This window comes from Leptospira wolbachii serovar Codice str. CDC, from assembly GCF_000332515.2.
Lineage (GTDB): Bacteria > Spirochaetota > Leptospiria > Leptospirales > Leptospiraceae > Leptospira_A > Leptospira_A wolbachii.
The window spans coordinates 40,584-56,009 of the sequence record NZ_AOGZ02000008.1 but is presented as its reverse complement, the minus strand read 5'-3'; the positions used below and the strand labels follow the sequence as shown (position 1 = coordinate 56,009).

Below are 15,426 nucleotides of genomic sequence, written 5' to 3'. Positions count from 1 at the left end.
GCAAAGATCGGGAACAGGGACAATCCTTGAACCAAATCTTCCGAGAAAATTTAAAATACATCCTGGCTGTTCTCATCGTGTGGGCAATCACTTTCCCATGGATTCTGAGAAACAAGGACACGATCCTTGCCAAATTCACCCTCGCCTACAATTCGTTTTTTGGTTATCCCAATCCTCGGATCGCACACCAACTCATTGCCAAGGGAGATGCTGTACTTGAGGGACGTAAAGAAGGGGGAACAGACATCCTCCAAACCATTAACCAATTCTTTAGTTCCGAAGAAAATACCAAAGGCAGCATCCTACCCTTAGATTTGGCACTTATGGAAAAAGCCTGTTTGTACTTTCGCAGTAAAGAACATGTAGAAGATCATTTTTTAGAGCTGACTTGGAGAGAAAAAGCTCGGGACTGGGGTTCCCCCCTCTTCTTAAAAATGGCACCCCAAGGCGAACTCACACTCGGGCCCAATCCCAAAGACTATTGGAATTCCCATATTGATGCAGTACTTACAGCGCTTGACTACTACAAACGCGCGTTACGTTTTTCTGGCCCGGAACTCATCGCTCCTAAAAAAATTGAATCGGTGGCTTGGGCAAGTTGTCGGCCAAGCGAGATCTTACTTGGTTATAAAACCCACATGTTGGAAACGGAAAACTTTGTCTTAAAAAAACTTACTGAATTAGAAAAGGTTCCGAGTGGGCTCAGTGCAGTTCAAAAACGAAGTGTGGTTTTATCTTCCATCAAACGCAGTGATTTTTCAGAAGTTTCGGCAAACGATTATTTAGAATCTTTACTCCGCCAAATCCTACTTACAGGAATGAAAAACTTTTCTCCAAGAGAGATGGATGATATCTATGAAAGGATCCTCTACTTTGTAGGTGCGGACGAAAAAGAGTATCTCAAATTCAAATTCCGAAGAGGAGAACTTTTTTTCCAATTGGGAGCTGAAGAAGAAACTTATTACAAACGAGCAGCTATAGAATTCAAGGAAGCTGCGAACATCCAACTCGCAGCGGAAATCGAAGACATCAATTTACCGGCTCTTCTTGTTCATGAATTTGAATCTAAAATGAAGGAAGCAGAGTCTTACCACAAACTAAAAGAAAATTCCAAAAGCCTCGCGATTTTGGATGCACTAAAACCAAAACTTCGCAATGTCGACGAACGAAGTGTAGGTGGGAAAAAAGACGATATTCTAAAACCCTATCATAATTTAACTAGATCCGTCCTTCGCAAACTGGGTCGCTACGAAGAAGCCGATGAAATCCCATTTAACGAATGATTTAAAATATTTTGATTACAATGCCACTCATCCCCCTTTTCCTGAAATTTTGGAAACTTGTTTGGCAGATTACCTCGAAGGATATTTCAATCCTTCGGGAATCACTCGATTTTCCTTAAAAAACCAAGGTAAAATCGAACAGACGAGGAAGTATTTTTCTTCCCTATCCACGGGAAATGAAAAACAATTTGTTTTTTCTGCGACAGGCACCGAGGCAAATTATCTTCTTATCCAAAGTTTACGAGTTTTATATCCAAAGTTAGATTCTGTCATTGTATCTCCCTTTGAACATTCCAGTATGTATGCAGCTTTGGAATCTTATGGATTTACTTCGGATTTAATCCAAACAAACAAAACAGGAATCATCCATTTAAAGGATCTAGAAAAAAAACTAATAGAAAATCCAAGGCCTGTCGTTTGTCTTTATGCGGGAAACGAAACTGGTGTCATCCAACCCGCAGAAGAAATTCACAAACTAACAAAAGAATATGGACAAGTTTTTTATAGCGATCTTATGCAAGGGTTTTGCAAAGTTAATGTTCCCTATTCTTTGTTCGATGGATTTACTTTCTCTGGACACAAAATTGGTGCCGGTATGGGATCTGCTGTCACTTACCTCCCTAAAGCCGATTCCCACTTTCGCCTGTTTGGCGGAGGTAATCAAGAAAATGATCATAGAGCCGGAACAGAAAATACCTTTGCGATTGAATGTTTACGCAAAGTCGCGGAAATTCAACTAGAGCAATTAGAAAAGAAAAACAAACGGCTCAGTCGCTTTCAATCTCTTATCGAAGAGAAATTGGAGACCTTGGGTTGTACCATTATTGCAAAATCTTCCCATAGACTTCCCAATACGACCTTCCTCATTCTTCCCATTCAATCAGTAGATTTTTTCTTACTTGGGATGGAAGAAAAAGGAGTTTTGGTCTCAACGGGTAGTTCTTGTAAGTCTAGAGCCAGAGAAGCCTCCAAGTCACTTTTATATATGGGTTACTCAGAAGAGGAAGCCTTGCGATGTATTCGTATTTCTACCGGTTATTTCACAACAGAGGAAGAAGTGGATGCTTTACTCGTCGCAATAGAAGACTTACTTCAGAAGTTCCGATAAAATCGAATTACAATGAAACTTAGAATTATCGCCAAATACTCGATAGATGGGAAAACAGATGGAGAATGCATTTGGGAAGAAAAACAAGAAAACTTTGGAAGTGTAGAAAAAACAACCAAGTTCTCCGGTAAAATACTCAGTGAATTCCAGAAGGATTGGTCACTTTTTGTTGAAAGAGTTCTTTCCCAAAATTTGAGTAAAGAAGAGTTCTTAGCAAAATTGGGAAAAAAATCAGATAGTTTGGAACAAATTGTTTTTGGAAAATCCCTTCCTTTTTGGCGAAATCCTGGTTTTAGAGGTTCTATCCAAATTCTTATTGATCCAGAATTTTCGCCCATCCCTTGGGAGATTTTGCGCACCCATAAAGGATTTTTATTCCAAGATAAGGATTACCGCAGAGGAATTCGAATCGAAACCAATCAAAAAGAAAACGGACAAAAAGCTGAAGGCATCCTACTTGTCTGTAACCCAGTAAACCAAAACTTAATTACTACAGTAAATGAAGAATGTAAGATTTTATACCCAATCCTTGAAAAAAAGCTCAAACTCCGCATCTTAAAAGAGAACCATCTAACGAGAATCAGGTTTATAGAGGAAACCAGTTCGGTAAAGTATCTGCACTATGCCGGCCATACAGAAAAAAAAGGGATCCCTGTCGGAGAAAAGGAATTTCTAAATTCGAAAGATCTTTCAGCACATTCTTTTTCCAATTTAAACTTAATTTTTTTTAACAGTTGTTACTCTTCTTTCGATTCTTATGAGCAGTCAGGACTAACTACGGGGTTTTTAAAAGCGGGTGCCAAAGAAGTAATTGGATTCTTATTTCCCGTAGAAACCAATATGGCCAAAGACATTGGGATCAAATTTTGGAAATACTTTTTAAAAACTAAAAACTCACACAAATCTTTAGAGAAAATTAGGAAAACTTTATACAAAGGGTCAGCAAAAGAAATAATAACAGCCATTAGTTTGGTTCATTTTTCTACGCAAAAACCAACTTCTCAATCCAAACGTTTTCTAGGCATAACATTTGTTTTGCTAATTTTATTTTTTTTCATTGTTTTTTCAAGAGAAAAGAAAGATCCTATCAAGGTAAAGAGTTTCGATGTTTCAGAACAAAAAAACGTTTTAGAAAAAAAACAAAAAAATTCAACCGTTACACCCAAGGACCCTGTTCTGGATCGAATCTCCCGTTTAAAAAATTCAGAATTCCGTAAAATGGCAGCATCCTTTTTGACAACCAAACACGAATTACTAGATGAATCGCAAAAAAGAGAGTTGTTAGACTCTATTTTTTCCAAAGATATATCCGAAGAGAAAATGTATTACGAATTCAAAACTCGGAGTGGATTTTGAAACCACTCACGAAAACTTTAATTCTACTGTTTTGTATTTCTTTTCCTCTGATTGCAGAGTGGTTTCCTAAGTCCAAATCCTTCGATGAAGTATGGAATGCATTTGATTCGAACCAAAATCTACTCAGCCAAGCCTACGGAATTCAAACTCGGGATATGATCCGAGCTGAAACTTTTGCAGAAGAACAAGACTTTTTATACTATTGGAAGGTTTGTAATCAATCGGAGATCAAAGACCTAACGGAAATCCTCCGGTATATTTCGTTTTATGATGCCATTCTCACCGTAAGGCAATGTTCTGAAGCAAACAAAGATGAACTAACACAATTAGAAAAACAAACCAAGAAAAAAATCTTTGATTTGATTGTATTACCCAAATTAGAAATTTTAGAATCAGAAATTACAAATGAAGAACTCATCCCACTCATAACAGAACTAAGAAAGGAATGGGAAAAAACAATATACATATTTTCTAATTTATACAAATCGCAGGAAGTTTTACTACTAGGAAAAGAGAGAGAATACACGCTTGCAATCAACCGAGTTTTGTATTCCGAAATGCCGGAAACTAGAAGGAAAACATTGATCCTCCGACTTTTGCAGGATATGAAACAACAAAACAAAAACACCTACCAATTGTTTTATTATTCAAAACAAAATCCTTGGTCTGCATCCAATTTAAATGAAGAAAACTCCGAGTCAAAAAATTTCTTTCTCTCCTTAATCGACGAATGGAGGTTAGATCCTGATTTTGATCCAGAGAACCTTCCTTCATTGAAAGAATTTCACACTTGTTTGGAAGAAATTCCAACTACAAATCAGAAAATTCGACTATTAGGATTTTTCGGTTTTTTCAGTGACTACGGCCGTTTCACTACAAAAGACCAAATATCTTTTTCGCAACCAAACCAAACTCGTGTTCGGTTTATTCGGCAAACTCTTTTTCGTTCGCATCATTTTCAAAAAAGATTGGAAAATGTACTGACATCTTGTAAAAATTCCGTCCAATTCGTAAAAGAACTATGAGTGATGAGATTCGGAAGTTAATCGACAACTGCCTTCTTGGAAAACGTACTGCTTGGCAAGAGTTGATTCGAAAATTCCACAGACTCATCATTGGTACTTGTGCGCACTATGTTCCCCGCGAAGAAGTCACGGATACCTCGCAACAAGTGTATCTAAAACTTACAGAAAACGACTACCATCTCCTCCGAAAATTTAAAGGAGATAGCCTTCCTGCATTTATTATCTATTTAAGCGAAATTTCTAAAAATATAAGTATGTCTCAGACAAGATCCATTCGTCGGTATGAGTATCGCGAGGGAATTTCTTTGGATTTGAGTATCGATATTTTAGATGATAGACAGAACCAAGAAGATGTCTTTTTTGCATGGGAAGAAAAACGGGAATTTTATGACCTCATCGAAGGATTGGATGAAGCTCATAAAGAGATCCTCATCTTAAGGCTCAAAGGATACAAATTCAAAGAAATTGCCGAAATCCTGGATGTTCCACTAGGAACGGTCCTCGCTCGGGCCAATCGAGCGAAAGAAAAGATAAAAAAAATCGTTACAAAGGAAATAAAGCCTTAGCGGGGGGAAATAAATACTATGGAACCAAAAGATCCGAATGAATTTATGAACCGACTCAAATTAAAAGAAGCCCTATACCTCATGTCCCAAGGGGAAGATGCGGACTCACCTACAGTTGATCGGATCTTAAAAACCGTTCTTCCTGAGTCGAGCTCCACCATTCAAATCTACTTACAATTGGTCAAAAACCAGTTGAAACTCATCACAAGCGATCTGGTAGAGGTTCTTTCTCTTTCCCCGGACCTAGCTTTCCGTGGGGCAGGAAATACTACTGGAGGTGCTTTCCGTGTCCACAGACAAGTGGGTGGGCGAGATCTGGATTTTATTTTCCAGCCCAATGCAGAGAAAAACCAGGTTTTCCTTTCGGTGGAGGCTTCCAATTGTGAACGTCTCTCGGCCAAATTGTTTTTGGATGGAACTCCTGTAGAAACCCTACCGAAACTAGGATCCCAATCCATGTTCGATTCCCCTATCACCCTGGATTCCAGCCCAGAGCTTGCCATTTTTGAATCCGGCAAAGAAATTGGCCGGTATCATTTTATGTTACAATCGTAATTTTTTTTGTTGGGATGCAATAAAGTCGCAGTTTGCAGTCATTTATTGTGTGAGAAATGTTCCTTTTTTTAGGAACCTACTTTCTTTTCCAAACTAGTTCACACTTCAAAATCCCGGCGAAAGTCGGGATTTTTTTTATGCGTTCACTCGGAAGTAAATGACATCCCCATCTTGAACAATGTATTCTTTCCCTTCGACACGGAGTTTCCCTTCGTCTTTTACTTTGGTCGCATCCCCTGTGCGGTCGATGTCTTCATAACGCATCACTTCGGCTCGGATGTATCCCTTTTCAAAATCGGAATGGATGACACTGGCAGCCACAGGTCCCGTACTTCCCTGGTGGGTGGTCCAAGCTCTCACTTCTTCCACACCCGCAGTAAAGAAAGTAAGAAGTCCCAGGAGTTTGTAAGAAGCACGAATCATTCGGGAAAGGCCTGATTCCTTTTCACCGATTTCTTCTAAAAAGGCAATTTGGTCTTCTTTTTCTAAACCAGAAATTTCTTCTTCAAAACGACCACATAACACAACCACAGGTGCTCCCTCTTTTGAAGCAAAATCGATGATGATTTTTACCAGTGGGTTTTCGGATGTTTTAACATCAGTATCTAAAATATTAGCAACGTATAACACAGGCTTAATGGTAATGAGATTAAATTTTTTGGCGATTTTTTGTTCTTCTTCGCCTAGGTCTACCGTGGATGCACGATTTCCTTTTTTTAAGGCATCCAGAATTTTATCCATTACTGCCAAAATTTCTGTAGCTTCTTTGTTTCCCGTTTTAGCCGTTTTTGCCACACGTTGTTGTTGTTTTTCTAAACTGTCTAAATCAGCAAGGATGAGTTCATAATTGATGACAGTAATGTCTTCGATAGGATCTACTTTCCCATGAACGTGGGTTATGTTTTCGTCTTGGAAGGCGCGAACTACATGGCAAATGGCATCCACTTCGCGGATATGAGATAAAAATTGGTTTCCAAGTCCTTCCCCTTGGCTTGCCCCTTTCACAAGGCCAGCAATGTCTACAAACTCGATCATAGTGGGAACGGTTCGTTTTGGTTTGTAAACTTCAGCTAAACGGTTTAACCTTTCGTCTGGAACTTCCACCACACCGGTGTTGGGTTCGATTGTACAAAACGGATAGTTGGCAGCTTGCGCTCCTGCCTTAGTGAGTGCATTAAAAATAGTCGACTTACCGACGTTCGGGAGACCTACAATACCACAATTCAAAGCCATAGGGATAGGTTTTTATCCAGAGACCGTAAGACAAGGAAAATTGCTTTCTTAGTTTTGAAATCCGGTCTCGAGATATACGGAAGTTAAATAGAAAATGGATGTAAGAATCACAACCAAATATCCCACAGAGTAAATTTTCCCAATTCGTTTCCAAGGATAACGATCATACAAATGGAGGTTTGTGTTGATAAACTCCGGAGTAGGATCTGGTGGCAGCACATCTTCACGGCCGGCCTTTCTCCAAACGAGTTGCCTTTCCCCCAAACTCAATTGGAAAAAATGTGCCGACTTTCCTTCTGTAAAAACAGCCAAAAGCAGAGTTGGGATTTCGAAGTATTTGAATGTAATGATTCCCGAAAAACTAGTGAGGATGGCCAAATAGTTAATCACTACAATGAGGGGACTTGCCGTATAACTCGAACTAAACAGCAAATACAAATAAACGATAAGAAAAGATATCGAAACATATTTGGCAATCCGAGAGAGGATTTTGTATAATTTCTGTTCTTTTAAAAAGAGATGGAAAACTTCGTTTTTCATTTTGTTTGGTTTGGAACGGAGAGTGGTTTTCCAACACGAGTGGAAAATTCCTTCGGGATGTCCGTCTCCACCCACTGTTTTTGACCTTGAAAGTCGGTAAAGCACAATCGAAAGGAATGTAGGTACATTCGTTTTTCTTCGGTCTCGGTTTCAGAATGCGAATACACAGGATCTCCTAGGACCGCATGCCCGAGTTCCCGAAGCATAACACGAATTTGGTGTCTTCTGCCGGTTAGAATTTTAGCAAGTCCAAAAGAACAGTTTTCATCTGGATGCTGAGAAAGGATGGTAAATTCAGTTATGGCTTTTTTTCCTCCACTCCGAACCATCTGTACTTCTTTGTTTCCGTCTTTTAAAAAACACTCAAAACGTTTCTCTTTCCAATCGGGAATACCGGAACATAAAAAAATATATTCTTTATCCGCATCCGCTAGCAAAGAATCGATTTCTTTATTTTTATCTGGATTTTTTCCAAGAAGAACAATCCCACTTGTTCCCAAATCCAATCGGTTGGCAGTACGTAAATCAGGGAGATGGAGATAACTGGCAAGAAGTCTCGTGAAGTCTTTTCGGTTGGGGTCTTTGGTTTCATGGACAGGAAGTCCGGCTGGTTTTTCTGCGAGTAAAAACTCATCACATTCATACAGAATGTTTGTGGTATAACCACCTTTCAAGCGGATCTCTCTACGCGGAGACTTCAATCCAAAGACCACTTAGACTACGAATATTGATCACTCCCGACTGAAACAAAAGATACTGTCCTTTGATTCCCACAAGGGTATCAGTGATGGGAGTTTCTTTGGTGAGTTTAAGGGATTTGATTTTCCCAGGATAGGAATCAATCGGATATTGAATTTCTGTGATTTCTTTTAGATCCAAACGATTCCAAACGAGTTTGGATTTGCTCTCAGGAGGAGAATGAAATTCATTTTTTTCTAAATGGTTTAAAAACTTACCAGCTTCCCGCACCAAATCCATGTGAGGTGGATCGCCTACCACCATCTTTTGCCAAGAAGTTTTGTCTGGTAAAAACTGACTTAAAAAATGTTCTAAAATTCCTGCATCCCTTCGTGATTCCACTTCCAAAATAGGAATTCCAAACCTCGCCCCTTGGTCTACCCAACGATTGGATACAGGATTTTCTTTTGTAATTCCCACTTTGAGTCCACTCGAGTTGGCAAAGTAAAGGGTGTGTTTTTTAAAACAATTCTTTAGGCCCCAGTCTGGTTCCCGACAAGTTCCTTTGTGGTGGTGGCAAGTTTCGGGCCTTAGGATACAAAGATCGTTTTCGGCTAATTTCGTAAAACAAGTGAAACAATGGCCTTGGCTAAAAGACTTCTTTGTTTTTTTTCCGCAATGCAAACAACGAATTTCATCATTTGTGGAAAGGGTAATTTTTTTTCCAATCCAAGACTCCACTGGACTTTCCGAAGTAGATTCAATGGCAGTCAGATCTTTTTTGTCTACTTCAGAATAGGTAGCTGTCTCCCAAAAATAGGAAACAGGTTTAAGACCTTTGTGAGACATTTTTCTAACATAACCTTGGATGGTTGGCATAATTTAAAAGGAATACTCTTTTACTTCTTCAGGAAAATAATCTCTGTTCACATTCACAAAAAGTAATCCAACAAGGCTTGGAATCGCAATTGAAGTGTCCCATTTGAAAATAACAAGACTTTGGCGAAAAATGTAATGAGAAATCTGTCCTTTGGGTCCGTAAAAGAGTTTCAATTGGTCTTCCCCTTCCCCGAGTAAGACTACCTTTCCATTTAGGTTTGGCGACTTTTGTTTGATGAGTTTGATCATGACCTTGCCACCAGGATAAACATCTTCTGGATCGGAGGCTTCTGTGGCTTCTCCTTCGTGCACACCGGAACTCGGAGCCACTTCCAGTGTTGTTCCTTCATAATCCAAATAGTTGCAAGGAAAGTCTCCAGGCATATTTGGAAAATTTTCAGAACAGGGAGTATAAGCCGATTCCTTTTCTTCTCCCTCTCCATAGGTAACAAGAAGCGTAGAGCGAATGGTAGCAAAGGCCACTGATTTCAAAACCTTAGCTGTTTTGTTTTTCGGAACTGTTTTTAATTCTTTTTCGGAAGCAAAAACTGTAAGAGCAAAAAGAAAAACTAAAAATGTAAATAGAATCTGTTTCATGATAACCTCAGTACAACAAATAAGGAGCGATTTTTTTAGATTCGTTTTCTTCTTCCGATAAGTAAGTTTTATGGAAGTCAGAAAAACTTTTTCCTTCATTGATAGAAGTTCGGAAATGATCATTTCCCCAAAGTTGGTCTACCCAATGGTTTGTGGCACCCTTACTCCATTTAAAATCACCTGGATAAGTTTCTTTCATGAGCCTGATCAGATCATAAGCTAGTTGGATAGGATCATAGTCCGGGCGAACCAAATTCATTCGAAGGCCCGAACAGATTTTACCTTTATGGGGACCAAAGGTGGGTTTAAAATACACAGGCGAAAAATAATAGGATTTGTTTCCAAGACTTCCGAGTTTGTTTGCCAGTTCCTCTGGGTTTGTCATCCAAGGAGCTCCAAAGTAAACAAAGGGGGCTTGGGTTCCCCTGCCCACAGATACATTCACTCCCTCAAGTAAAACTAAGGAAAGATAGTTTCTGGCCGAGTCCACCATCGGTAAGTTTGGTGAGGGTGTGGTCCAAGGAATTCCCGTGTCTTCAAAATACATGCCACGGCGATAACCCTCTACAGGAACGATAAGAACATCCACACTGTCTTTCAAATATTCTTTATTATAAAACCGGGTAGCTTCACCGATTGTCATCCCCGTGATGAGAAGTGAAGGAAACTCACCTGCAAAATTCAAATTGCGCGGATACATTTTTTCGCCCATTGGCGGAAGGTGCATGGCGACATGGATATGATCAAGAACGATGAGTTTGGTTTTGGTATTTTTCATCGCATCCATAAGTCGCTTCAGAACACTCAAATAAGTATAACAACGCATTCCTACATCTTGTACGTCAAAAACCACATAATCCACTTCCTTAACGAGATCCCTAAGTTCCGAATCTTTGATCCGATAGATATGGTATAAAGGACGATTAAAAGTTGTGTCCATTGTAACAGGCGTTTGGCTAAATTCCTCTTCCAAACCTAAGAATCCATGTTCAAGTCCTATCAAATGTTCTAGAGTAATTTTATGTTTTTCTAAGGATGTGATGATTTTTTTTGGATTGGTTCCAATTCCGGAAGGATTGGTAGCAAGCATCAATTTTTTTCCCGCCATGGTCGGGAGGACTTTTTCATAAAAAATGTCCGAAGAGACCCGCAACTTGGAATCATTCGGGTGAACACGAAATTGCGGAACTGTGTTCCCATGGCAAGCAAGGACGAGAAAGCAGAGAGAAAACCTAAAAAAGTAATTGGTCATGTAAGTATATGTTTCTATAATATAGCAAATCTTCAAGGAGAAATGTCCTTCATGTTCAACCGACTTCGATTGGCTCCCTTAACCGGAGTTCTCATCCTTACTATTTTGGCATGTGCCGGATCCAATTCAGCCCAGAAACAACCCACACTTCCTGACAATGTGGTAACAGCGATGGGAGAGGCACCTATCTACCAAGGAGACTTGGCTCTTGCTAGGAACAAGGCTTTGAAGGATGCGAAACTCAACGCTATCCGCAAACTCGTAGGGGAACAAATTACAGAAAAATCGGGAGTGTCTGACGGCCAATCGCTCGGCTCTAAACTCTACGGTAAAACAGACAGTTTCGTAAAAAAATACGACATCCTCAGTGAAGAACAATGGAAATTGGACACCCAAGACATGATCCGTTTGAACGTACGCTGTGAAGTGGAGGCAACCAAACTTTCCACTGCGGTAGATGCCCTCCTGGATGATGTAGGGAACCCTAGGATCGCTGTCCTTGTCCAAACTGTGGTCAATGGAAAGTCTTATCCTATTGGATCGGCAACAAATATTGCGGAAGCAGAACTCATAGAAAAACTCCGCACCAAAGGAAACAAGGTTGTAGATAGTTCGCAGCTCACAGCCTTACTCAAAAAAAATCCTAGCCTTGCGAAACTCGACCTTACTTCTGTAGAGGAAGGAAGTCCCCTCCTCACACTCGCACAAGATTCAGGTGCCGAAGTTTTGATTATCGCGAAGGTAACCACAACTGACCAAAAACCGGTGGTTTTACCTGGTGGGAAAAAAACAGATTTTTTAAGTTCGGCCGCCACAGGTCCCTACCGCATCATCCAACTTTGGGGGGATGGGAAAATTTTTGGATCTGGAAGTTTGGAAGGACGAGGGGCTGACATCACTCAAGAAGTTTCGAGAGAACAAGCCGTCAAAGATTGGGCCAACCTGGTTTCAAACAAAGTAGGAAAACAGATCAAAGATGAATGGTTCAAACTCACAGAACAGAATACTGTTATCTTAAAATTCAAAGGACTCGGACTCGAAGATGCCATTAACTTCAAAAACGATTTGATGGAATACACTTCCGTAAAACAAATCAATGATCGCAAAACAGAAGTTAACGGATCGGAATGGGAACTCACCTATCCCGGAAAAGAATCTATGTTTGCAGAAGAATTGATGTATAAAAAAGATTCGAGTTTTCGTTTTTTAAGTAGCAAAACTTTGAGTATCAATAGCTCTAAACGAGGTGTTGTGGAAGTCGAATTTAGAAATAAATAAAACTAAAGTAAAACTCAATTTCCTTTTCCTGCAGAGAGAAACAAACTAATCTCTGTAGGATCAAAGGGTTTGGAAAAGTAACGAGCCACCTTTTTCTCGCCAATTGCCTTCTCTATATCAGGCGTTAAGTCATATCCAGTCAGAATACAATAAGTAATATTGGGACGGATCTCTTGGGCTTTTGTAATGAATTCTAAACCATTCATCTTAGGCATCCGCATATCACTGATAACAAATTGAACATCTTTGTTTTCAGATAGTTCTTCAATTGCCTCTTGTCCAGATTGGGCCACAATCACTTCATACTCATTACGGAAGTATTCACGAAACAAATACAAATTTAGGATTTCGTCATCCACATAGAGTAACTTTTGTTTGGGTTCCGATGGGTTCATACTTGCACGGGAAGTTTGATCCGAAAAATAGTTCCCTTCCCCCATTCCGATTCCATCTCAATAGAACCTTCATGATCCTGGATGATCTTATAGGCGATCGGTAAACCAAGTCCAACTCCCTTCCCTGGTTCTTTCGTTGTGAAAAAAGGATTTCGTATTTGGTTTTGGTATTCCTCTTTGATCCCCACTCCTGTATCCGAGATAACTACAACGGCAAACTGGGAATCGCGATAGGACCTAACACCTAAGATACCCGACCTTCCCTCCATGGCTTGGATGGCGTTGGTGAGTATATTTAAAAATGCTTGGTGGATCTTTCCGGAATTGCCTTTTACCACCAAGGGTTGTGAGTGGAGGTTTGATTCCACCGAAATTCGATCCCGAAGAGAATGACCAAGCATCACAAGACAGTTTTCTAAAATATCATGTAGATCAAACCTTTCTTCTACAGAATCCCCACTTCGAGTGAACTGGTTTAAACCCTTCACAATTTTGGAAGTGCGTTCCACTCCTTCTTTGATTGCCTCTAAATACAATTTCGTTTTTTCCGATTCTAAGGAAGAACCTTCTAAAACCTCACGAACTCCAAAATACCCACCAAGGATAAAGTTTAAAGGATTATTGATTTCATGGGCAATACCCGCAGAGAGTAAACCAAGGCTTGCCATTTTTTCGGATTCGATCAGCTGGTTTTGTCTTTCCCTAAGTTCGTCTAACGTTTGCTTTAGTTCGCTAGTTCTCTCTTCTACAAGAGATTCCAACTCATGATTGTTTTGTTCCAACCGAGTCTCATATTCAGACCTTTCCAATTCGGCAGCAATCCTTCCTGAAAAAATTTGGAATAAAGTGAGGATTTGGTCTTTGTTATGGATTGCTGTTTCAAAGAGACCTACAATCAAACCAATCACTTCTTTTTTGGAATTGAGTAAGGGAGAGCCAATGTATCCTTCTATCTTCATCTCAATGAGAAGTTGGTCGAGGGGAAAGAATTTTTGCACCTCAGTGGGATAGTAACAAACAGAATTGTCGAATACCTGCGCACAAGGTGTATCTTTTAAAGAATAGGCCATGTTTTCGGCAATCACTCCCTTCGCCACAAGAGTGATGGTCTTTGATTCGTATTTTTCCTTATCGAAGATAGCAATAAAGGTATAATCTGCTTGGATGGTAGATGCTAATTTGAGTGTAAGCCTGTCTAAAAACTCGTTCCCAAAAGTATTGGAAACGGCTTCAATGATATCTGAAAGGAGCTCACCTTGAATCATAAATTTATTTCCAGAAGACCAAAAACAAATCTTTGGTCAATCCAAATCAAGGTGCCTGGGAATCCGTCACAAGAGGTAGGACTGTTTTTTTGACATCAAGCAGTGGCCCTAGTTCAAAGATGGATTCATACCCATAGGCTTTTAGGGAGTTGTAAGTAGAGAGATTCAAAGAGGCCGCTGGACTCTTGGCCGCAAAGGCTTCTTGGTTTCCTTCAAAGTTATTATTACAATAGATTAAAATTTTGGATTTTTTTTCCGGAATAATTTCAGCTAACGATTCTTTGGTGAATTCAGTAAAAGGGAGATTCTTTGCTCCTTGAATGTGCAAAAGATGGAACCGGTTTTCACTGCGTGCATCGAGCAAAACAACACCTTCCTCCGACATCAACTTTAAGAACTGATCTTCCGTTAGGCGGTGTGTTTCTCTCTCTCCTTCCGAACGATTGACTATCCTTTTAAACTCACCATAATCAATGAGTTTGTTTTCTATCGGAACAGGTTTTGATTTACCTTTTTTCTTTTTGGAAGATTCCGAAACCAGGGGAATAGTAACAAGTACGAGTAAAATCAAAACAAACGGTTTCATGATTGAATCTCCTGTAAAAATAGACTTAGAGTGTATAAGGATGGCTTGGGAACTCAAACCTTTTTTCGACTTGCCAGGGGAATTAAAGGATTTGTGATACATGAATGAGCGCACTTAGAGCAATTATCAAAACAAACAAAGGCGAAATTCGCATCGATTTGTTTCCGGACAAAACACCAAACACTGTAGCCAATTTCGTAAACCTAGCACAAAGGAATTTTTACAATGGACTTAAATTCCACCGAGTCATTGCAGACTTTATGGTCCAAGGCGGATGCCCCCTAGGAACAGGAACTGGTGGACCAGGTTATAAATTCCGAGATGAGTTTGATTCTAGTTTAAAACACAACAAACCAGGGATTCTTTCCATGGCCAACGCAGGTCCAGGGACCAATGGCAGTCAATTTTTTATCACTCACGTTCCTACACCATGGCTTGATGGAAAACATTCTGTCTTTGGTGCTGTAGTGGATGACTCCGACCAAGAAGTAGTCAATGCCATCCGCCAAGGGGATGTGTTGGAATCGATCACCATCGAAGGAGATACAACTTCTGTTCTGGCAGTGGCTAAACCACTTTTGGATGAGTGGAACCAAATCCTCGATTCTAAAAAATAAAGATTGATTCTCTCCTTTTGTTTTCGAAAGTCTAAAGATCATGAAGACAAAAGGAAAAGAAAAACAAGTCTCCCAAATCAAACTGGCTTCTAGAATGATTTTTTCTATGAAACCAACAAAAGTAAAACCCTCTAAAAAACTCTATTCTCGAAAGAAAAAAGAAGACCATTCGGGAATAGAGTTTCTACTTTCTCTTCTCACTTAGTTTAAAGC

The 15,426-nt window shown here is 39.8% G+C and carries 18 protein-coding genes; 9 read left to right on the top strand and 9 right to left on the bottom strand.

The features are described from left to right. Window positions 1–26: 26 nt before the first annotated feature. From LEP1GSC195_RS02060 to LEP1GSC195_RS02035, 6 genes are read left to right on the top strand one after another with little or no spacing between them, the layout of a single operon-like run. Window positions 27–1,283: a hypothetical protein gene (locus LEP1GSC195_RS02060; protein WP_040506217.1), complete on the top strand. Its 1,257-nt coding sequence runs from the start codon at window positions 27–29 to the stop codon at window positions 1,281–1,283. Further along, window positions 1,261–2,391 carry a cysteine desulfurase family protein gene (locus LEP1GSC195_RS02055; RefSeq protein ID WP_015679933.1) on the top strand — a complete coding sequence of 377 codons (1,131 nt, stop codon included), beginning with the start codon at window positions 1,261–1,263 and terminating at the stop codon, window positions 2,389–2,391. Before LEP1GSC195_RS02060 ends, LEP1GSC195_RS02055 begins: the two co-directional genes overlap by 23 nt. A gap of 12 nt (window positions 2,392–2,403) precedes the next feature. Then, a complete protein-coding gene (locus tag LEP1GSC195_RS02050; protein WP_015679811.1) occupies window positions 2,404–3,747 on the top strand; it encodes a CHAT domain-containing protein in 1,344 nt (447 codons plus the stop codon). Next, window positions 3,744–4,772, top strand: coding sequence for a hypothetical protein (locus LEP1GSC195_RS02045; RefSeq protein ID WP_015679855.1), 1,029 nt, complete (start codon window positions 3,744–3,746; stop codon window positions 4,770–4,772). Before LEP1GSC195_RS02050 ends, LEP1GSC195_RS02045 begins: the two co-directional genes overlap by 4 nt. Continuing rightward, the gene (locus LEP1GSC195_RS02040; protein ID WP_015680149.1) at window positions 4,769–5,338 is read left to right on the top strand and encodes an RNA polymerase sigma factor; all 570 of its coding nucleotides are present in this window, start codon (window positions 4,769–4,771) and stop codon (window positions 5,336–5,338) included. The genes LEP1GSC195_RS02045 and LEP1GSC195_RS02040 overlap by 4 nt, the downstream gene beginning before the upstream one ends. 18 nt (window positions 5,339–5,356) lie before the next feature. Further along, window positions 5,357–5,893, top strand: a complete 537-nt coding sequence (locus LEP1GSC195_RS02035; RefSeq protein ID WP_015680016.1) for a hypothetical protein — start codon at window positions 5,357–5,359, stop codon at window positions 5,891–5,893. Between the two features lie 135 nt (window positions 5,894–6,028). Here LEP1GSC195_RS02035 and ychF read toward each other — a convergent pair whose 3' ends face one another. The 6 genes from ychF to LEP1GSC195_RS02005 are packed head-to-tail and all read right to left on the bottom strand — an operon-like array spanning window position 6,029 to window position 11,072. Further along, on the bottom strand, window positions 6,029–7,126 hold the full coding sequence (gene ychF / locus LEP1GSC195_RS02030) for a redox-regulated ATPase YchF (protein ID WP_015680164.1): 1,098 nt from the start codon (window positions 7,124–7,126) through the stop codon (window positions 6,029–6,031). A 48-nt stretch (window positions 7,127–7,174) separates the two neighbouring features. Continuing rightward, the gene (locus LEP1GSC195_RS02025; protein ID WP_015679830.1) at window positions 7,175–7,666 is read right to left on the bottom strand and encodes a hypothetical protein; all 492 of its coding nucleotides are present in this window, start codon (window positions 7,664–7,666) and stop codon (window positions 7,175–7,177) included. Beyond that, the gene (locus LEP1GSC195_RS02020) at window positions 7,663–8,367 is read right to left on the bottom strand and encodes an RluA family pseudouridine synthase (RefSeq protein WP_040506216.1); all 705 of its coding nucleotides are present in this window, start codon (window positions 8,365–8,367) and stop codon (window positions 7,663–7,665) included. Before LEP1GSC195_RS02020 ends, LEP1GSC195_RS02025 begins: the two co-directional genes overlap by 4 nt. Further along, a complete protein-coding gene (locus tag LEP1GSC195_RS02015) occupies window positions 8,351–9,223 on the bottom strand; it encodes a DUF2797 domain-containing protein (protein ID WP_015680008.1) in 873 nt (290 codons plus the stop codon). Before LEP1GSC195_RS02015 ends, LEP1GSC195_RS02020 begins: the two co-directional genes overlap by 17 nt. Window positions 9,224–9,226: 3 nt before the next feature. Next, entirely contained in the window at window positions 9,227–9,820 is a 594-nt protein-coding gene (locus LEP1GSC195_RS02010; protein WP_015680103.1) for an LIC_11883 family protein, read from the bottom strand. 7 nt (window positions 9,821–9,827) lie between these two features. Next, entirely contained in the window at window positions 9,828–11,072 is a 1,245-nt protein-coding gene (locus LEP1GSC195_RS02005; RefSeq protein ID WP_015679852.1) for an exo-beta-N-acetylmuramidase NamZ family protein, read from the bottom strand. 51 nt (window positions 11,073–11,123) lie between these two features. Here LEP1GSC195_RS02005 and LEP1GSC195_RS02000 point away from each other — a divergent pair, with 51 nt between their 5' ends. Continuing rightward, on the top strand, window positions 11,124–12,350 hold the full coding sequence (locus LEP1GSC195_RS02000) for a lipoprotein LipL46 (protein ID WP_015679959.1): 1,227 nt from the start codon (window positions 11,124–11,126) through the stop codon (window positions 12,348–12,350). A gap of 14 nt (window positions 12,351–12,364) precedes the next feature. Here the strand turns inward: LEP1GSC195_RS02000 and LEP1GSC195_RS01995 are convergent, their stop codons facing one another. The 3 genes from LEP1GSC195_RS01995 to LEP1GSC195_RS01985 are packed head-to-tail and all read right to left on the bottom strand — an operon-like array spanning window position 12,365 to window position 14,596. Beyond that, a complete protein-coding gene (locus tag LEP1GSC195_RS01995) occupies window positions 12,365–12,745 on the bottom strand; it encodes a response regulator (RefSeq protein ID WP_040506215.1) in 381 nt (126 codons plus the stop codon). After that, window positions 12,742–14,010 carry a sensor histidine kinase gene (locus tag LEP1GSC195_RS01990; RefSeq protein WP_015679824.1) on the bottom strand — a complete coding sequence of 423 codons (1,269 nt, stop codon included), beginning with the start codon at window positions 14,008–14,010 and terminating at the stop codon, window positions 12,742–12,744. The genes LEP1GSC195_RS01995 and LEP1GSC195_RS01990 overlap by 4 nt, the downstream gene beginning before the upstream one ends. Before the next feature lie 46 nt (window positions 14,011–14,056). Then, window positions 14,057–14,596: a rhodanese-like domain-containing protein gene (locus LEP1GSC195_RS01985; protein WP_015679815.1), complete on the bottom strand. Its 540-nt coding sequence runs from the start codon at window positions 14,594–14,596 to the stop codon at window positions 14,057–14,059. Window positions 14,597–14,700: 104 nt separating this feature from the next. Between LEP1GSC195_RS01985 and LEP1GSC195_RS01980 the strand changes: the two genes are divergently transcribed. Together LEP1GSC195_RS01980 and LEP1GSC195_RS19800 are read left to right on the top strand one after the other, a co-directional pair. Beyond that, window positions 14,701–15,213, top strand: coding sequence for a peptidylprolyl isomerase (locus tag LEP1GSC195_RS01980; protein WP_002983165.1), 513 nt, complete (start codon window positions 14,701–14,703; stop codon window positions 15,211–15,213). Between the two features lie 40 nt (window positions 15,214–15,253). Beyond that, window positions 15,254–15,418, top strand: coding sequence for a hypothetical protein (locus LEP1GSC195_RS19800; RefSeq protein ID WP_015680134.1), 165 nt, complete (start codon window positions 15,254–15,256; stop codon window positions 15,416–15,418). Window positions 15,419–15,426: the final 8 nt, after the last annotated feature.